Origin of the sequence: Gordonia sp. HS-NH1 (assembly GCF_001418765.1) — a bacterium.
GTDB lineage: Bacteria > Actinomycetota > Actinomycetes > Mycobacteriales > Mycobacteriaceae > Gordonia.
In genome coordinates this window covers 270,381-288,483 of record NZ_LIYC01000001.1, presented here as the reverse complement: position 1 = coordinate 288,483, position 18,103 = coordinate 270,381, and the positions used below count along the sequence as shown (strand labels likewise).

At 67.6% G+C, this 18,103-nt stretch carries 14 protein-coding genes; 5 read left to right on the top strand and 9 right to left on the bottom strand.

The features are described from left to right. Positions 1-3 precede the first annotated feature (3 nt). The gene (locus AMD30_RS01220) at positions 4-1,242 is read right to left on the bottom strand and encodes a cytochrome P450 (RefSeq protein WP_055474449.1); all 1,239 of its coding nucleotides are present in this window, start codon (positions 1,240-1,242) and stop codon (positions 4-6) included. A 151-nt stretch (positions 1,243-1,393) separates the two neighbouring features. Here AMD30_RS01220 and AMD30_RS01215 point away from each other — a divergent pair, with 151 nt between their 5' ends. Further along, positions 1,394-3,289, top strand: coding sequence for a glycoside hydrolase family 15 protein (locus AMD30_RS01215; RefSeq protein WP_055474550.1), 1,896 nt, complete (start codon positions 1,394-1,396; stop codon positions 3,287-3,289). Positions 3,290-3,363: 74 nt separating this feature from the next. Here AMD30_RS01215 and AMD30_RS01210 read toward each other — a convergent pair whose 3' ends face one another. Beyond that, entirely contained in the window at positions 3,364-4,806 is a 1,443-nt protein-coding gene (locus AMD30_RS01210; RefSeq protein WP_231632614.1) for a glucose-6-phosphate dehydrogenase, read from the bottom strand. A 157-nt stretch (positions 4,807-4,963) separates the two neighbouring features. Between AMD30_RS01210 and clpB the strand changes: the two genes are divergently transcribed. Then, positions 4,964-7,516 carry an ATP-dependent chaperone ClpB gene (clpB, locus tag AMD30_RS01205; protein ID WP_010844726.1) on the top strand — a complete coding sequence of 851 codons (2,553 nt, stop codon included), beginning with the start codon at positions 4,964-4,966 and terminating at the stop codon, positions 7,514-7,516. Positions 7,517-7,612: 96 nt separating this feature from the next. On the opposite strand, the gene AMD30_RS01200 is transcribed toward clpB, so the two are convergent. From AMD30_RS01200 to AMD30_RS01185, 4 genes are all read right to left on the bottom strand, one after another. Continuing rightward, a complete protein-coding gene (locus tag AMD30_RS01200) occupies positions 7,613-9,250 on the bottom strand; it encodes an HNH endonuclease signature motif containing protein (protein WP_055474548.1) in 1,638 nt (545 codons plus the stop codon). Between the two features lie 197 nt (positions 9,251-9,447). Beyond that, a complete protein-coding gene (locus tag AMD30_RS01195; RefSeq protein ID WP_156354127.1) occupies positions 9,448-10,323 on the bottom strand; it encodes a vWA domain-containing protein in 876 nt (291 codons plus the stop codon). 105 nt (positions 10,324-10,428) lie between these two features. Further along, on the bottom strand, positions 10,429-11,379 hold the full coding sequence (locus AMD30_RS01190; RefSeq protein ID WP_055474447.1) for an AAA family ATPase: 951 nt from the start codon (positions 11,377-11,379) through the stop codon (positions 10,429-10,431). 60 nt (positions 11,380-11,439) lie between these two features. Continuing rightward, entirely contained in the window at positions 11,440-12,267 is an 828-nt protein-coding gene (locus tag AMD30_RS01185; RefSeq protein WP_010840816.1) for a mycofactocin-coupled SDR family oxidoreductase, read from the bottom strand. Between the two features lie 131 nt (positions 12,268-12,398). Here AMD30_RS01185 and AMD30_RS01180 point away from each other — a divergent pair, with 131 nt between their 5' ends. After that, positions 12,399-13,022, top strand: coding sequence for an acyl-CoA-like ligand-binding transcription factor (locus AMD30_RS01180; RefSeq protein ID WP_055474446.1), 624 nt, complete (start codon positions 12,399-12,401; stop codon positions 13,020-13,022). 28 nt (positions 13,023-13,050) lie between these two features. Here AMD30_RS01180 and AMD30_RS01175 read toward each other — a convergent pair whose 3' ends face one another. After that, positions 13,051-14,607 (bottom strand): MFS transporter, encoded by a 1,557-nt coding sequence (locus tag AMD30_RS01175; protein ID WP_055474445.1) that lies wholly within the window; start codon positions 14,605-14,607, stop codon positions 13,051-13,053. Continuing rightward, positions 14,607-15,191 carry a TetR/AcrR family transcriptional regulator gene (locus AMD30_RS01170; protein WP_010840803.1) on the bottom strand — a complete coding sequence of 195 codons (585 nt, stop codon included), beginning with the start codon at positions 15,189-15,191 and terminating at the stop codon, positions 14,607-14,609. Before AMD30_RS01170 ends, AMD30_RS01175 begins: the two co-directional genes overlap by 1 nt. A 109-nt stretch (positions 15,192-15,300) precedes the next feature. On the opposite strand from AMD30_RS01170, the gene AMD30_RS01165 reads away from it, so the two are divergent. Then, a complete protein-coding gene (locus AMD30_RS01165; protein ID WP_035716944.1) occupies positions 15,301-16,398 on the top strand; it encodes a GIY-YIG nuclease family protein in 1,098 nt (365 codons plus the stop codon). 104 nt (positions 16,399-16,502) lie between these two features. Further along, positions 16,503-17,318, top strand: coding sequence for an SDR family NAD(P)-dependent oxidoreductase (locus AMD30_RS01160; RefSeq protein WP_010840801.1), 816 nt, complete (start codon positions 16,503-16,505; stop codon positions 17,316-17,318). Between the two features lie 10 nt (positions 17,319-17,328). Here the strand turns inward: AMD30_RS01160 and AMD30_RS01155 are convergent, their stop codons facing one another. Further along, positions 17,329-18,057, bottom strand: a complete 729-nt coding sequence (locus AMD30_RS01155) for a mycothiol-dependent nitroreductase Rv2466c family protein (protein ID WP_010840800.1) — start codon at positions 18,055-18,057, stop codon at positions 17,329-17,331. Between the last annotated feature and the right edge of the window lie 46 nt (positions 18,058-18,103).

The window sequence follows — 18,103 nt, the reverse complement described above, 5'->3', positions numbered from 1 at the left end:
CGATCAGCGCAGCGAGTAGCGGACCGGCAGGTGCTTGAGTCCACCCACGAAGACGGTCGCGGCCAGCTCGGGCGTTCCGGCCGGTTCGATGGTGTCGAGCCGCGGGATCAACTCGGCGAAGAAGCTCCTCATCTCCATTCGAGCCAGTGCGGCGCCGAGGCAGAAGTGGACGCCGTAACCGAACGACAGGTGTTTGTTGGGGAAGCGGCCGACGTCGAAGGTGTGCGGATCGTCGAAGACCTCTTCGTCCCGGTTGCCCGATGTGTAGGCGAGATAGACGGATTCACCCTTGGCGATGGGGACACCCCGCACCGAGGTGTCCTCGGCGGCGGTGCGCATGAATTCCTTGACCGGCGTGGTCCATCGGATCATCTCCTCGACCGCGGTGCCGATGAGTTCGGGTTCGCGCCGGAGACGTTCGAGTTCACCGGGATTCTCGATCAGCGCCCGTAGCCCACCGGAGATCGCGTCCTTGGTGGTGTCGTGCCCGGCGCTCGCCACGATCACGTAGTACGACGCGGTGTCCACATCGGAGAGTGGCTCGCCGTCGACGAGGCCGCTGGCGATGGCCGACGCGAGGTCCTCGGTCGGGTGAGCGCGCCGGGAGGCGGTCAGCTTGCCGAAGTAGGCGAAGAAGTCCAGGAGTGTCGCCATCCGCTCCTCGATGGTTGCCCCTCGCCGGTACTCGGCGTCGTCGGCACCGAACATCTCCTGTGTGAGCTGATGCATCCGCGGAAAGTCCGCTTCGGGGAGACCCAGCAGCGAGAGGATGACGTACAGCGGGAAACCGACCGCGATCTCCTCGACGAAGTCGCACTCCGGGCCGATGTCGCGCATCCGGTCGACGTAGCGCTTGGCGAGTTCGTCGACGCGCGACTGCAGATCCCGCAGGGCCTTCGGCCGGAACCAGTCGGCGCCGATCGCGCGGACCTTGCGGTGATGCGGGTCGTCCATGTGGATCAAGGTGCGCAGTCCCGCACCGGATTCCAGCTGCGCTCGGGCGGCGTCGTCGGCGGCCGCGGTGGTCAGCACCGGTCGCGGTTCACTGAGCCACAGGTTGTTGTCGCGCTCGATGTCCATGATGTCGGCGTGCCTGGTGATGGCGTAGAACGGCCGGTACGGACCGTGGTCGACGCGCGGCACGGGATCGTGCGCACGCAGGTACGCCATCGCGGCATGCAGTCGCGGCTCGTCGGTGTAGGCCTTGGCGTCGGCGAAGACGCCGGCGGCGTCGTCGGTCATGCTCGTGCCCGCGCTGCTTGTCGCCACCGATGCGTCCTTCCGTCGAGAGGTACTCCTCGCACCGAGTGTCCGATATCGGCGTGTTCGGGGTCGGCGGATTGGCGAACATGATCGCTTCACGCCGGCCCATCCGGGACGAGTCACGCGCCGAATGGCGGCCATGAGCACCGCGACCGAATCCGGCGAGGACGCCACTCCGACTTCCCGCTGCGACGGCGCGACGACTGCCGACTCCACCGGCGACTATCTGCCGATCGCCGACCACGGTGTCATCGGTGACCTCCGCACCGCGGCCGTCGTGGGAGTCGACGGGCGGATCGACTGGTTCTGCTGTCCGCGGTTCGACTCGCCGAGCGTGTTCGGCTCGTTGCTCGATGCGCACCGAGGCGGCGCCTGGACGGTGGAACCGGTGGACGGTGACGTCACCACCCGGCAGTTCTACCTTCCCGACTCCAACGTGCTCGTCACCCGCTTCCTGAGCGAGGACGGAGTCGCCGAGGTGCAGGACCTGATGCCGATCGCCAGACCACACGATCCCGACCACCGAACGCGGATCATCCGTCGGATCTCCTGTGTGCGGGGTTCCGTCCGGTTCCGCGTGACGGTCGCGCCGCGGTTCGACTACGGCCGTGCGGCACATTCCCTCGTCGTCGAGGACGAATCCCGGGTTCGCTTCGAGACCGACGACCTGGTGCTGCATCTCGTCTCGACCGTCAGCGTCGACACGGTCGACGACCGGGATGCGCTGGCCGACTTCATCGTCGAGACCGGCGAATGCGTCACGTTCGTCCTCGCTCCCGACCCCATCGGGCCGGAAGTACTCGACCACGACAGTTCTCCCGCGGTCGTCGCCGCGACCGTCGCGTTCTGGCAGGACTGGGTCTCTCGGTCCTCCTACACCGGCCGATGGCGGGAGATGGTGCATCGGTCGGCGCTCACACTCAAACTGCTGACGCATGAACCATCCGGGGCGGTGGTGTCCGCGGTCACCGCCGCACTTCCCGAGGAGATCGGCGGCGAACGGAATTGGGACTACCGCTATGTGTGGATCCGCGACGCGGCGTTCACGCTCTACGCGTTGTTGCGGATGGGGTTCACCGACGAGGCGAGTGCGTTCATGGACTGGCTGACCTGCCGATTCGACGACGGCGCTGACGTGTCGGGAGATCTGGGGCCGCTGCGATTGATGTACACGCTCGACGGCGATCCACCACCGGCCGAGACCGAGCTCGATCATTGGGAGGGTTACCGGCAGACCTCGCCGGTGCTGATCGGGAACGCCGCCGCTGATCAACTCCAGCTCGACATCTACGGCGAACTCATCGACTCGGTGTACCTGTACAACAAGTACGGACCGGGCATCTCCTATGGATCGTGGACACATCTGTGCACGGTGGCCGGCTGGCTCGTCGACAACTGGGATCGCCCGGACCAAAGCATCTGGGAGGTGCGCAGCAAGCCGCAGGACTACGTCTACTCGCGCGTGATGTCGTGGGTGGCGCTGGAGCGGATGATCCGGATGAGCCGTCAGCGCGGACTGCCCGGTGACGTCGCCGGTTGGATGAAGGCCCGCGACGACATCTTCGTACAGATCATGGAGCGGGGTTGGAACGACGAGGTGGGAGCGTTCGTCCAGACCCTCGATTCCGACCGCCTGGACGCGGCACTGTTGCTGATCCCCGCCGTGAAGTTGTTGTCGCCCACCGACGATCGGTTCCTCAGCACTCTCCAGCGGATCGAGGAAGAACTGGTGAGCGACTCCCTGGTGTTCCGGTACGACACCGACGGCGGGCACGACGGCATCGACGGAGCCGAGGGTACCTTCTCGCTGTGCTCGTTCTGGTACGTCGAGGCGCTCACCCGGACCGGCCGTCTGGGCGACGCGCGTCTCGCGCTCGAGAAGATGTTCACCCACGCCAACCACCTCGGCCTGTACGCCGAGCAGGTGGGTCTGACCGGTGAACAACTGGGCAACATGCCGCAGGCGTTCACCCACCTAGCGCTGATCAGCGCGGCCATCAACCTCGATCGGCAGCTTGGTGATTGATTCAGGTGCCGCGGATCCGGTTGCGGTTTATCCCGGCAACCGGGAAAAACCGCAACCGGATCTGACTCTCGTCCTCAGATCCAGCCGGACCCGCCGCACAGGTCGCCGGCGGCCGCGGGGCCGGTCGACCCTGCCGCATATGGTTGCGGTGCAGGCGGATTCGTCAGTACCGGTGCCGCGACCTCCCAGACATGTGCGAGGCCGTCGGGCCGGGTGAACAGCGACCGGTCACCGCGCAGCACATCGACGATCAGTCGTGCATAAGGCGACAATCCGTCGGCCACCTCGTCGAGCTTCTCGGTCATGTGCGCGACGGACAGGTCGGTCCCCGAACCCGGTTCCTTGATCGTGACGGCGAGATCGATGGCACCGTCGCCGGCCAGGTCGAAGGTCAGCACGGTGCCGTCGGTCGGAGTGTCGGTCAGCGGACCGTCGGCGGGGGCGCGGAAGACCAGGCTGAGGCGTTGCGCGCTGTGGTCGAGCATCTTGCCGGTACGGAGCAGGAACGGGACACCGTGCCAGCGGTCGGTGTCGACCCACAGGCGCACCGCCGCGAACGTCTCGGTGGTGGAGTCGTCGGGGATGCCCTCGGTGTCGCGGTAGCCCTCGTATTGACCGAAGACCACCTCGGCGGGGTCGAGTGGCCGGAAGGCGGCGATGACCGACTCCCGGGCGCCGAGCAGGTCCTCGGCGCCGAGCGAGACCGGAGGTTCCATCGCGACTTCGGCCGCCACCTGGAACAGGTGCGTGACGATCATGTCCAGGAATGCCCCGGTGGCGTCGTAGAACGCGGCGCGGTCGGCGATGTCGAGGGTTTCCGGGACGTCGATCTGGACCTCCTCCACGTGCTCGCGGTTCCACACCCCGGCGAACAGGCCGTTGGCGAAACGCAGCACGTGCAGGTTCTGGGTGCTCTCCTTCCCCAGGAAATGGTCGATCCGGTAGATCTGGTCTTCGTCGAGGGATTCGTGGACCGCCTCGTCGAGGGTCCGGAATCCGCCGGGTGACGTACCGAACGGCTTCTCGTAGACGACGCGCGAGTTCTTCGCGAGACCGTGCGCGGCGATCGCTTTCGTGTAGTCGACGAAGGTGGTCGGCGGGAGGGCGAGATAGTGAACCAGCTGGGCCGTGCCGCCGATGGCGTCTCGGCTGGCGTCGATCACCTCCAGCAGGCGGCCGGGGTCGTCGGCGGTGAACCCGCCGCCGGCAAATCGAATGGTCTCGGCGAACGAGGCCCATTCGTCCGAGGACACCGACCCGTCCGAACCGAATTCCTCGACCGCGTTCTTCACGTGCTGCCGGAACTCGTCGTCAGTGCGGTCGCCCCGGCCGTTGCCGATGAGCTGCCACCCGTCCGGGAGCAGGCCTCGACGGTGGAGTTCGAACAGCGAGGGCAGGACCATCCGCTTGGCGAGGTCGCCGGTCGACCCGAAGAGAACGAAGATCACTGCCGCGTCCGTGGCGGCAGGGGCGTCGGACTGTGTCGCGTTCTCCCGGGCGGAGCTGTCTGCGGTCATGCATTCAATACTGCCGGTCGACGACGCGGCGGCACGGATAGTGTTCTAGATCACAAATCTAGTAGACCTGAGCGGAATGCACTCAACTCTAGTGGCGTTACAGACCTCGTAGGGCTCATACTTGAGCCTGTTGGACTAAAGAGAAAGGTGCACGCGAGTGGACAGCTTCACCCCCACCACCAAGACGCAGCAAGCGTTGAGCTCTGCTGTGCAGGCGGCGGCCAGTGCTGGCAACCCCGACGTGCGACCGGCCCACATCCTCGTGGCACTGCTCGATCAGTCCGACGGCATCGCGTCGCCGCTGCTCAAGGCAGTGGGCGTGGACCCGTCGAGCGTTCGTGCGCAGGCCCAGGCTCTGGTCGATCGCATGCCGACGGTATCCGGCGCCAGCTCGACGCCTCAACTATCCCGCGAATCGATCGCGGCCGTCACCGCTGCCCAGCAACTGGCCGGCGAGCTCGACGACGAGTACGTCTCGACCGAGCACGTCGTCGTCGGTCTGGCGACCGGTGACTCCGATGTCGCCAAACTGCTGCACAACCTCGGTGCGACTCCGCAGGCTCTGCGCGAGGCGTTCGTCGCCGTGCGAGGCAGTGCGCGGGTCACCTCTGAGGACCCCGAATCGACCTACCAGGCTCTCGAGAAGTACTCGACCGACCTGACCGCGGCGGCCCGCGAGGGCAAGCTCGACCCGGTCATCGGCCGCGACACCGAGATCCGGCGCGTCGTGCAGGTCCTCAGCCGTCGGACCAAGAACAACCCGGTCCTGATCGGTGAACCCGGTGTCGGCAAGACCGCCATCGTCGAAGGACTCGCCCAGCGTATCGTCGCCGGCGACGTGCCGGAGTCGTTGCGCGGCAAGACCGTCATCTCCCTCGACATGGGTTCGATGGTCGCCGGTGCCAAGTACCGCGGTGAGTTCGAGGAACGCCTCAAGGCCGTGCTCGACGAGATCAAGGGATCGGCCGGCCAGGTCATCACCTTCATCGACGAGCTGCACACGATCGTCGGCGCCGGTGCGACAGGCGATTCCGCGATGGACGCGGGCAACATGATCAAGCCGATGCTCGCCCGTGGTGAGCTGCGGCTGGTCGGTGCCACGACCCTCGAGGAGTACCGCAAGTACATCGAGAAGGATGCCGCACTCGAGCGTCGGTTCCAGCAGGTGTACGTCGGCGAGCCGTCGGTCGAAGATGCCATCGGCATCCTCCGCGGCCTCAAGGACCGGTACGAGGTGCACCATGGTGTGCGCATCACCGACTCCGCATTGGTCGCCGCTGCAACGCTTTCCGATCGCTACATCACGTCGCGGTTCCTGCCCGACAAGGCCATCGACCTCGTCGACGAGGCCGCGTCGCGGTTGCGGATGGAGATCGACTCGCGCCCCGTCGAGATCGACGAGGTCGAGCGGATCGTCCGTCGGCTCGAGGTCGAGGAGGTCGCCTTGCAGAAGGAGACCGACGCGGCGTCGAAGGACCGGCTCGAGAAGCTGCGCGCCGAACTGGCCGACCAGAAGGAGAAGCTCAATGAGCTCTCCGCCCGGTGGCAGTCGGAGAAGACCGCGATCGACGCGGTTCGCGACCTCAAGGAGGAGCTGGAACGGCTTCGCGGCGAGGCCGATCGGGCCGAGCGTGACGGTGATCTCGGGCGCGCAGCCGAACTGCGGTACGGCAAGATCCCCGGCCTGGAGAAGGAACTCGAGGCCGCGATCGAGAAGACCGGCACCGATCCCTCGCAGGACGTGATGCTGCAGGAGGAGGTCGGCCCCGACGACGTGGCGCAGGTCGTGTCGGCGTGGACCGGAATCCCGGCCGGACGCATGCTCGAGGGCGAGACCGCCAAGCTGCTGCGTATGGAAGAGGAACTGGGACACCGGGTCATCGGCCAGAAGGACGCGGTGCAGGCGGTGTCCGACGCGGTGCGTCGTGCACGCGCAGGCGTCGCCGACCCGAACCGGCCGCTCGGCTCGTTCATGTTCCTCGGCCCCACCGGCGTCGGCAAGACCGAGCTCGCCAAGGCGCTCGCCGAGTTCCTGTTCGACGACGAGCGGGCCATGGTCCGTATCGACATGAGCGAGTACGGCGAGAAGCACAGCGTGGCAAGGCTCGTCGGCGCTCCGCCCGGTTATGTCGGGTACGAGGCCGGTGGTCAGCTGACCGAGGCGGTGCGACGTCGTCCGTACACGGTGGTCCTGTTCGACGAGATCGAGAAGGCCCATCCGGACGTCTTCGACGTGCTGCTGCAGGTGCTGGACGAAGGCCGCCTGACCGACGGACAGGGCCGGACGGTGGACTTCCGCAACACCATCCTGATCCTGACCTCCAACCTCGGTGCGGGTGGCGACAAGGACCACGTCATGATGGCCGTGCGCTCGGCGTTCAAGCCCGAGTTCATCAACCGTCTCGACGACGTCGTGATCTTCGACGCCCTGAGCCCGGAGGAACTGGTGTCGATCGTCGACATCCAGCTCGGCCAGCTCAAGAAGCGGCTCGCGCAGCGCCGCCTCGACCTCGAGGTGTCGACCAAGGCCAAGGAATGGCTGGGCGCACGGGGATTCGACCCGCTGTACGGTGCCCGTCCGCTGCGCCGCCTGGTGCAGCAGGCCATCGGTGACCAGCTCGCCAGGCAACTGCTCGCCGGAGACATCCGCGACGGTGACGTGGTCCCGGTCAACGTCAGTGCCGACGGAGAGTCGTTGGTACTCGGCTGAGTTCAGCTCGACAGAGTTCATCGCAAGACAGGGGACCCATCCTTCGGGATGGGTCCCTTTGTCGTCGGTGGGTGATCGTCGATGTGGGGGCGCGGTTCAGTGGGTGGCCAGGAGCGTCATCAGGTGCGCTTCGACGAGGGAAGGTCGGGGTGGGGGTGGGCCGGGTCGTGGCGGTCGGACGTCGATGACGTGGCTGGTTGTCAACCATGAGCGGCGCGGGTCTTGGTGGCGTGGCTTCTCCGGGCGTGCTTGATCGCCGGGCCGGGTTGGTGGTCCGTGGATCTCGTCGCGCACGGTGTTCAGATGTTCTGCGAATCGCCGGGGTATGTCGGGTCGGCGGTTGATGTGTTCGGGGTTGGGCGGTGCGCCGGGTTCGGCGTTGAGTTTCCAGGCGCAGCGGCCTTCGTCGGGTCCGTCGCGCACGACCCGGGTGGTGTACTGGCCGGGGTTCTTGCCGACCATGCGGTTGTGTCGTGGGCATGCGGGTGCGAGGTCGTCGATGTCGGTGAGGCCACCGTCGGCCCAGTCCCGTTGTGCGTGGTGGAGTTCGACGTGGGTGGCCGGTTGGTCGCATCCCGGTGCCGAGCACACCTCGCCGTCGGGGCGGGCGAAGGACACGAGCCGCTGGTTCCGGGTGGCGAACCGTTTTCCGCGCCCGAAGTACAGCGGCACGGTGGTGGCGTCTTTGAAGATCGCCAGCCATGGTTGCGTGTCGGCGGCGAGTGCGATGACGTCTGGGATGGGCAGCAGGGTTCCGGTGGCGGTGGTCGCGAGGCCGGCTTCGCGGATCAGGTCGCCGAGGTCGGCTTTGATGATCAACTGAACGGGTAGTCCTCGATGCGAGGTGCCGAGCGTGCCATCGGCAAAGCCCGCGGCGAGTGCGGCATCGAGAGCGTCGTGGTTGATCTGGGCCAGGGTGCGCCCGTCACGATCGGCTGCGGCTGCCACCGCATCGGGGTCGGCGGTGCCGCCCGGTCCGCGGGGCGAATCAGGGTCGTCGGGGTTGTTGAGTCCGGGCTTGCCCCAGACTGCGAACATCATCGTGAGTCGGGCGACGAGTTCGGGGGTCAGGGTGCCCGACACCTTGGCGGTGCCATCGGCACGTTGCCGGCTGATCCACAGGTTGCGCCGGCGTTTCTGGTCGGTGTCGTCGGCCAGGGTGCCGTCGGGGTCGAGGTGGGCGAGCAGGCGTGCGCCGAGTTGGGTGATGTCGGCGGGGGTGTGGGCTTCGGCGATCTCGGCCATCTGTCGTTCGGCGGCGACCTTCACGTCGTGGTCGACGGCTGTCGGGATGCGGTCGAGGACATCCAGTGCGGCCTGCACGTGCGCGGTGCCGACCGTGCCTTGAGTGAAAGCCTCAGCCAGGCAGGGGTGTTCGGGTGGCAGGACGTCGCCGCCAAGGCTGGTCCGGTTAATGGTGGCGTCCATCTGCTTACGGCGACGCATCGGATTCGACACTCGCAGCCGGTGCGTCATGAACTGCATGAGGGTTCGGCAGCCGGTCTTGCGGGGGAGGTCGCGGGCCTCGGCCTGGTCGATCTGCCGGTCACCGGCGACGGTCAGTCGTGCGATGGCGCGTTCGGTATCGACTGCGACGTCGATGAGTTCGGCATCGGTGCACGGCGACAGATCCACCGACTGCAGCTCGTCGAGCACGCGGTGGAGATCGGCGAGCAACGCGACCGCACGAGGCGACGGCACGTCGGTGCCGACGTCTCGCTGGGAATCGAACATGACCGTCACCCCCCGTGTGCGGTTCGAATATCGTTCAAGTGTACCTCAATGTCGACGCATGGCAAGCCCAAACACCATGTTGTGCAACGTTATTCGGCGACCTCAACTTGTCGGTGCCGTGTGGTAGAGGGCTCGGGCGGGAGTGTTCTCTCGCGACTCACGGTGATCTGACCGACAGGCGGCCACCGCTCCACCGCTCAGGCGAAGATCGCCTGCAGGGCGCGTACGACGCCGTGGTGGTCCCGTATCGGCCGGCATCGCCCGTGGCCGATGAGCGCGAGGTCCTGGGCGAGTTCGGTGTCGTGTTCACCCGAGGTGTCGAGCAGCACGTCGAGGCGGGGGAGCCGTCCGGCCACGTCCCGGGGATCGGGTCCGGCGTTGTGGACGCAGTCGCTCAACAGGATCACGCGGGCATCGGCGGACGGTACACCGGCAAGCTGTTCGAGGGCGGTCTGAAGTGGGAAGGCCACATTGGTCAGGCCCTGCGCGGGCAGGGCGAGGAGTTCGTCGACGAGACGCTCGGTGGTCACCGGCCGGCCGAGGGGGACGATGAGCGCGGCGTCGGACCAGAAGGCGATGACGGCGAGATCGTCACGCCCGAGTTCACCGGCGAGAGCGCCGGCAGTCGCTGCCGCGGTGCGCACCTGTTCGCCACGGGTCGAGCCGGACACGTCGACCGCGAGCACGATCGAGCGCCGGCGCCGGACCCGCTCGCGCACGCGGATGTCGTCGTCCTCGGGGATCGGGTTGCCGATGAGTGCCTCGAGTGTCGCGTCGAGGTCGAGTTCGTCGGAGCCGCCACGCCACCGCTGGGTGGTGAGGGTTCCGTTGGCGCCGCGGCGTGCCTTCGGTGTGTCCACCGGGCGCGCGAGACGGAGGCGCCTCGCGAGCTGTACGGCTCGCTCGCGCGCGATCGGGTCCGGTTGTGTCGCGGCGGATTCGTCGTCACGGGCACCGGCGTCGTCCGTGACCGTGCCGATTCCTCGTGTCGAGCCCGACGGTGCGTCTCGCGTCCTTCGGCGACGCCCCACCTCGGAGGGGGCTCCGCCACCACCGGAGGATTCGAGCAGCACGGGGTTCTCCGACAGCTGTTTGGGTTTGCGTCGCAGGGGCTTCCGGCGACGGGCCCGTGCGGTGACCGAATCACGCCGGAGGGGTGAATCGGCCTCGACCTCTCTTCAACCCGGCTCAGCCGCCGCCGGCGCCAGCAGGAAGTGGTTCTGCCAGATCTCGGCGAGCACCTGCTCGGCAGTCGTGAACACGGTGTCGTCGAGGTGGATTCGGCCGGACAGGGCGACCTGCATGGCGTCGAGGAAGGTCGCGGTGTAGTCGGACGGCAGGTCGCGCGGCGGTGCGATATCGTCGTCGGCCGGGATGGTGATGCCGCGCATCTCGCACAGCTGATGTGCGAGCAGTGCGGTGTCGATGGCTCCGCGTACGCTGCTGCCCTGTCGGACGGCGTCGTGCCGGCGGGTATCCCGGGTGACACCCACGGCGTCCGCGACCACCCGCGTCGACGTCAAACCCGTCCTGCGCGAGACGATCTCCCGTTCGGCCGCATCGTCCTGGTAGTCGACGACCAGCCGGCACATCCGGTCGTAGACCGAGGTCGACAGGCGTGTCGTCCCGACGTTGTCGAAGGGGTTCATCGACGCAACGATGCGGAAACTCGGCTGTGCGGTGATGGTACCGACGCGTGGGACGGTGATGGTGCGCTCGGCCATCGCGGTGAGCAAGGTGTCGATGGTGTCCTCGGGTGCCCGATTGAATTCCTCGACGTAGAGGAACCCGCCGGCGCGCATGGCCTCGATCAGTGGGCCGTCGACGAAGTTGTCGGGCGAATAGTCCTCCCGCAGAACCCGTGCCGGGTTGTGGTGACCCACGAGGCGACCAGGGGTCAGGTCGGCATTGCCCTCCACCAGTACGAGCGGAATGCCCCAGTCGGCGGTGATCGATCGCAGCAACGTGCTCTTGGACGTGCCCGGCGGGCCTTCCAGGATCAGGTCCCGGCCGGCGGCGACCGCGGCCAGGACCAGATCGAGCTCGCGATCGCGGCCGACGACCTCGGCGGCGATCCGGGCCCGGATCGCCGCGAGGCCGTGGGTCTCCAGCGGCCGAAGTGAGGTCATCTGAACACGTCCTCCTTGAGTGCTGTGATGCCGTCGAGAAGTTCCACGCCCAGGGTTCTTCTAAAGTCGTCCGCCGGCGTCGACGACATGGGTGGTCCCGGTGACGTAGCGGCCGTCGTCGGAGACGAGGTAGAGGATCGCATTGGAGATGTCGACCGGCTCGACCATCGCGATCGGCAGCCGGTTCAGCTCGCGGGCGGCCTCTTCGAAGTCGGCACGCGACGGGTTCTCGAGGTCTGGGCGGAAGAGCCGGTAGGTGGCGTCGTTGAGGATCATCTCGGTTGCCACGGTGGTCGGGTGAACGGTGTTGACTCGGATGCTCTGCGGCGCGAGCTCTTTGGCGAGGACCTGCATCATGCCGATGAGCCCGGCCTTGGCCGCGGAGTAGTGGGCGATGTTCTCGTTCGCCCACATCGCGGCGAGCGAACTGGTCAGGACGATCGAGCCGCCGCGCCCGCCCGCGACGATGTGTGGTGCCGCGGCGCGCACGGTCTTCCACACGCCGGTGAGGTTGATGTCGATCATGGTCTGCCACATCGTCTCGTCCATCTCGAGGGTGGGCGCCATGGTGTTGATGCCGGCGTTGGCGAGGACGATGTCGATACGTCCCAGTTGTGCCATCCCGTCGTCGGCGGCCTTCTGCAGGGCCGACAGGTCGCGAACATCGGCTTCGGCGGCGACGATCCGCCGGTCGAGTGCCTCCACTTGACGCACGGTCTCCTCGAGGTCGCCCGGCCGGGCGGTGTCATAGGGGACGGTGTCGACCTGCTGGGAGATGTCGACTGCGATGATGTCGGCGCCTTCCTGTGCCAGCCGAACCGCATGACTGCGTCCTTGACCGCGCGCTGCTCCGGTGATGAAGGCGACTTTGCCCTCCAGCTTGCCCATGGTGATCCCTTCGACATGACGCGCGACCAGTGATGCACGTCTCCCCGACGACGATATGTCACGGCGTGCCATAACGGTGGCGAAACAATCTTTTCGATGTCGGGTGGGTGCGGGCGGGGAGGGGTGACACGATGGCGGGCATGGAAACAGCACGGTCGTCGGAGGCGCGCGCTGACCGGGGTGGCCGTCCAGCGACGACCAGCGCACATGAACTCGCCGCCCGCGCTCAGGAACTGTTCCTCGAGCGGGGCTTCGAGAAGACGAGTGTGGGTGACATCGCCGACGCGGCAGGGGTCAGCCGCCGGACCTTCTTTCGCTACTTTCCGACCAAAGCCGACGTCGTGTGGGTTGAGTCGGCGGCCGAACTCGATCACTTCCGCCAACTCGTCGCCGCGGCGGCCACCGACACCCCTCCCCACCTGATCGTGACCGAGGCGTTCATCGCGGCAGTCGATCACGGCCGGGCCGAAGCGCGATGGGCGCGCCATCGGGCGCAGCTCATCCTCACGGTCCCCGCGGTGCAGGCGCAGGCGAACATCGTCTATCGGCAATGGCGGACGGTCATCGCCGATCTCGTCCGGACGCACTCGGCCGGGTGTGGCGACGACGCGTACCCGACCGCGGTCGCATACGCGGTCATCGCGGGATCATCTGCCGCACACGAAATGTGGCTCGAGCGTGACGATCTGGAGCTCGGTGACTGTCTCCGACGCATGTTCGAGCTGATGGTGCCGGAGCCTCCGTCCGACCGGTGACGTCAAGTGGCCACCGCCCGAGTGGCGCTCAGTGCTGCGCGGCAGTGACATCCGTGCCGCGCGGCACGAGCGCGAAAACGGCCACGGCGACGACGATGAGTGTGAGTCCGCCGATCAGGCTCGTCTCCTGCATGGCGTAGGTGAACGCCGTCGCCGCCCGCTCCGCGAGACCCGGGGCGCCGGCCGTCTCGGCGAGACCCATGGCAGCGCCGAGGGATTCGGCGGCCGCCTCGGTCGCCTCGGTGGGAACTCCGGGGATCGGGTCGGTCGTCAGCGTGGACCGGTACAGGATCGAGGCGACGCTGCCGAGGATGGCGACGCCGAGCACGTTGCCGAGGTCGTACGCGGTCTCCTCCAGCGCGGCGGCATTGCCCGCCTTGGCATCCGGGGTGCCGGCCATGATCATCGCCGACGCGATCGCCAGCGAGCCGATGCCGAATCCGACGAGCACCTGGGCGACGGCGACCGTGCCGTAGCCGAGGCCGTCTGAACCGACCGACATCAGCGCCATGCCGACACCGGCGATGCCGATGCCGCCGGCCACGACGGCGCGCGCGCCGACCATGCGGGACAGCGGGGCGGCGATCATCGAGGAGACCATCGCCGCCCCCGCCACCGGCAGCAAGCGGACACCGGCCGCGATCGGGGAGTGTCCCTCGACCAGCTGGAGCCATTGGGCCAGCAGCAGCAGTGCCGCGGCGAGTCCGAACATCGAACCGAGCGCGGCGAGGACGCCCGCGCTGAACGGGCGGCTGCGGAACAGGGAGATGTCGAGCAGTGGTTCCGTGCGACGCAGGCAGCGTCGCACGAACAGGGTCAGGATGAGGACCGCGCCGAGGAGGGCCGTCCAGGCGGCCGGCGCGAGGAGGCTCTCTTCTTTGGCGAACCGCTTGATCGCCCAGACCAGTGCAACCATGCCGGCGATCGACATCAGGGCACCGACGGCGTCCCACCGGCCGGGTTGCGGGTGCTTGGACTCGGGCAGGATCACCAGGGCGGCGACGATCGCGATGACCATCAGCGGGACGTTGACCAGGAACGCGGCTCGCCACGAGAAGTACTCGAGGAGAACACCGCCGACGATCGGGCCGACTGCGGCGCCGAGACCTGACACCGCGGCCCACAGCCCGAGGGCGGTGGCGCGCTCGGCGGGGTCGGTGAAGATGCTGCGCAGCAACGACAACGTGGTCGGCATGATCATCGCGCCGCCCACGCCAAGCAGCACCCGCACCGCGATCACCGCGCCGGGCGAATCAGCCAGCAGGACCAGTGCCGAGGCGCCGCCGAACACTGCGAAGCCGGTGACCAGCATCCGCTTTCGGCCCCACCGGTCGGCCAGCGAGCTCATAGAGAGCAGCAGGCCGGCCAGGACAAGAGAGTAGGCGTCGATGATCCACAGCTGCTGATCGGCGGTCGGGCGCAGGTCGGCGGCCAGATCGGGCAGCGCGACGTTGAGGATCGTCAGGTCGACCGTGATCACCAGCAGGCTGGCCGACAGCACAGCGGCCGACGCCCATCGGCGCCGGAAGGACAGGCCCGGTGCGGTGCCTTTCGACGAACTGGTCGTCGACGGGGGTTGCGTCATCATCGGCTCCGGTTCTCGTCGGTCGGAGAAATCAGCCCGGTGAGCGCTGTCAGGGCGGCGGTCAGGTCGTCGATGGACAGCGGTGTCCCGTAGAGGAGTGCGTGCATCGCCACCCCGTCGGTGTAGGCGGCGATCGCGCGGGCGGCCGTGTGACCGACGCGCGGCGCCAGCATCTCGACCAGTCCGTCGGGCCAGCGGACCGCGAGCGGACGCAGCGAGGGGTCGATCACCGCAGCCGACACGAGTGCGAGGTCGGCGCGGATCAGCCGTTCGTCGGACATGTACTCGTGGAGCGCCTCGGCGAAGACCGCGGCCGAGGGCCCGTGTTCGTCGAGTGTCTCCGCGACCTCGGCAAGTCCGGAGTCGATGTCATCGGCCAGGCGGGCGAGCGCTGCCTCGCGCAGATCGTCGAGCGTGGCGAAGTACTGCGTCGTCGAACCGAGTGGCACGCCGGCACGTCGGGCGACGAGTCGGTGTGTGAGACCGTCCGAGCCGACCTCGGTGATCAGGGTGGCGGCTGCCTCGATGATCGTCCGACGGCGTTCCTCGGGATCTCGGCGGCGGCGGGCCGTGGCCTCCGTCATGACTGTCCTCTCGACAATAATGTACGTATGTACATGTACAAAAGTACATTAAAGCTTGTCGGTGTTCGAGGTCAAGTGCTGGCATCATGCGACCATGGCGGTACGCAGGATGGATGCGGTCGAGCTGCCCCGGACGGCCCTCGAGGCCTTCCTCTCGTCGTCGGCCTTCGCGGAGATGCTCGATCCGGACGACGAGCGGACGGCATCGCGCGGCGCGGCGGCGCGACGTGCCGAGGTCGCCGACGTCGTGCGCGCCGTCGACCGTTTCGCCGGCCGGCGGTTCGTCGACCGGGAGCGAGCCGGTGAGGTCGTCTTCGGCGGGGTCACCGGCGGCGGGCTGGGCGTCCGGCCGTCCGTTGTCGACGAGGTGCTCGCCCTGTTGCGGCCGGTCGCGGTTCCGCCGCCCGGTCCGCCGAAGCCGGTTCCGCACGAGGCCCAGTCGGCTCTCGGGGTGTACGTGTACGCCCTCGTCGATCCGCGCGACGCCTCCTTGTTCCACGTCGGCGCGGGCCGCGGTGACCGCGTGCACCGCTACTCGGCTGCCGCGCTGGCGGGGGTCGTTCCCGATCCGGCCGACGTCGTCGGTGATGACGACCCGGCCGATATCGCGGACGCGATCTCCGAACGCATCCGCGACATCGATGCCGATGGGTTCGGCGTCGAGCACTGGATACTGCGATACGGCATCGGCAGCGCCGATTCGGCTGAACTGCATGCTCTTTCGCTGAGACGCTCCGGGCTCGACGTCGCCGCCCTGGCCGCATCGGACCTACCGGCCGCGCCGGATGCACCCGGGCCCTGGCGCATCGAGGAGCTCGTCCTGCGATACGCGGCGCCGGTGTCGCCGCCGCTGCCGGACCCGTGCGTGCTGGTGAAGGTCGACGCATCGGCTCGTAGCGACGCGACCGCCGACGTCATCTACGAACATTCCCGCAGCGCCTGGCGCGCCGGGCCGCACCGGACCGTGCCCGACCTGCCCGTGCTGGTCTTCGCCGATGATCTCGTCCGCGCGGTCCACCGCGTCGACTACTGGGAGTCCTATCGCGACGCCGAGGGCAATCTCGACCCGAAGCGATGGGTGTACACCGGCAAACCCGACGCGGAGCTCGAAGCCCGATACGTGGGCACGAGTCTCCGGGAGGTGCGGCAGGAGCGCGGCGGGAAGTGGAACCCGTCCGGGTGGCACCCCTACGGACACGTTCCCTGAACCCCGGCCTCACCCCCGATGGAACAAATCCGCTTCGTCGTCCAGAGCCGGGGCGTGCGGCCTGGTAGAACTCGCGGCATCGTCCGTCGACAGAAGGCCACCCCATGTCACCAGATCGCCGCGCGACACCGGACCGCCGCACCGCCCTGATCACCGGCGCCTCCGCGGGTATCGGCAAGACTTTCGCAGCGCACCTCGCCGCGGAGGGATACGACCTCATGCTGGTTGCGCGTCGGGCGGACCGGCTCGACGAGTTGTCCGAGCGACTGGGTCGAGAACACGGTGTCCGATGCGAGGTCTTCGCCGGGGACCTGTCCGACCCCGCGACACCGGGCGCGATCATCGAGCACGCCGAGGAGGCCGGGCTGGGCATCGATGTGCTGATCAACAACGCCGGGATGTCCCTCAGCACCAAGTTCGCCGAGACGCCGTGGGAGGAGGTGGGAGGCCAGCTGCAGTTGATGCTGACCTCACTGACCGAACTGTCCCATCGAGTGCTTCCGGGGATGAAGGAGCGGCAGTGGGGGCGGATCGTGAACCTGTCCTCCATCACGGCGATGTTGCCTCCCGCGGAGGGCCTGCTCTACAGCGCCATCAAGTCCTATGTATTGCTGATGTCCCAATCCCTGGACATGGAACTGAAGCCGCACGGTATCCACGTGACGGCGCTCTGTCCCGGATTCACCAGGAGCGAGTTCCACGATGCGATGGGCGCGGAGACCCGTCAGACCGCCGATCGATTGCCGGGTGTGCTGTGGCAAGACCCCGAAGACGTCGTGGCCGAAGGGTGGAACGCGGTGATGAAAGGCGACGCGGTGTGCGTGACGGGGATGGTCAACAAGCTGGCCACTGCGGCCGTGCGGCCCATTCCGCCGGGTATCCAGTACTTCCTCGGCCGGACGCTCAACCCGTTCAAGTAAAACAGCTCGACTACTTCTTGAGGCGTCGGCTCCCGCCGTGCCAGTCCTCCTCGGCGCCCGTCTCGTCATCGGTCACGCCGAAGGCACGCAACTGTGGCTTCTCCCGCAGGCTGCGCTTGAGCTCGGCGAAGCCGGGGAAACTCGCCAGTCCGATCACGTGATCCCACAACGTGATCGCCTCGTCGTCGCCGGGTAGGCGGCTGATCACGGGCCCGAAGAACGCAACTCCGTCCGGTGGCCGGAAGTGGATGATCGGCGTACCCACGTCGCGCCCGGTCAAGGTCAGGGCCTGATCGGTCTCGGCCTGGATCTCGGCGTCGAAGCCGGTGTCGTCGAGTGCGTTCAGGTGATGCGCGGGCAACCCGAGCTCGTCGAGGACCGGTCCGAGGAAGTCCGCGGTACCGCGGAAGTCGGTGTCGTCGACCGTGTAAGAACCGGTGTGTGCGTCGAAGATCCGCGTGCCCAGCGCCTCGTAGAGCGGGCCGATGGCAGCTCGCCCGTGGTCGCCGCGGATGCTCGCCGCGGCCCGCAGCAGTCGTAACCCGGCCGTGTGTCCGGCCTCGTACTCCGGTGGGAACTGAGCGTCGTAGTCGACGTGCGCGTTCAGCAGGCGTAACGAGATGAACCGCCAGTCGACCGTGTACTCGCGCTGGGACTGCACCTTTCGCACCCATTTGCTCGTCATCCACGCGAACGGGCAGACGGGGTCGAAGTAGAAGTTGACGTCGGCGTCGGTCATGCGTCCCGACGGTAGCCGACGAAGAAAGCCGACGCGGGCGGGAGAG

Coding starts and splice junctions, on each gene's coding strand:
- AMD30_RS01220 (WP_055474449.1), bottom strand. CDS start 1,242: ATGACCGACGACGCCGCCGGCGTCTTCGCCGACGCCAAGGCCTACACC.
- AMD30_RS01215 (WP_055474550.1), top strand. CDS start 1,394: ATGGCGGCCATGAGCACCGCGACCGAATCCGGCGAGGACGCCACTCCG.
- AMD30_RS01210 (WP_231632614.1), bottom strand. CDS start 4,806: ATGACCGCAGACAGCTCCGCCCGGGAGAACGCGACACAGTCCGACGCC.
- AMD30_RS01200 (WP_055474548.1), bottom strand. CDS start 9,250: ATGTTCGATTCCCAGCGAGACGTCGGCACCGACGTGCCGTCGCCTCGT.
- AMD30_RS01190 (WP_055474447.1), bottom strand. CDS start 11,379: ATGACCTCACTTCGGCCGCTGGAGACCCACGGCCTCGCGGCGATCCGG.
- AMD30_RS01185 (WP_010840816.1), bottom strand. CDS start 12,267: ATGGGCAAGCTGGAGGGCAAAGTCGCCTTCATCACCGGAGCAGCGCGC.
- AMD30_RS01180 (WP_055474446.1), top strand. CDS start 12,399: ATGGCGGGCATGGAAACAGCACGGTCGTCGGAGGCGCGCGCTGACCGG.
- AMD30_RS01175 (WP_055474445.1), bottom strand. CDS start 14,607: ATGACGCAACCCCCGTCGACGACCAGTTCGTCGAAAGGCACCGCACCG.
- AMD30_RS01170 (WP_010840803.1), bottom strand. CDS start 15,191: ATGACGGAGGCCACGGCCCGCCGCCGCCGAGATCCCGAGGAACGCCGT.
- AMD30_RS01165 (WP_035716944.1), top strand. CDS start 15,301: ATGGATGCGGTCGAGCTGCCCCGGACGGCCCTCGAGGCCTTCCTCTCG.
- AMD30_RS01160 (WP_010840801.1), top strand. CDS start 16,503: ATGTCACCAGATCGCCGCGCGACACCGGACCGCCGCACCGCCCTGATC.
- AMD30_RS01155 (WP_010840800.1), bottom strand. CDS start 18,057: ATGACCGACGCCGACGTCAACTTCTACTTCGACCCCGTCTGCCCGTTC.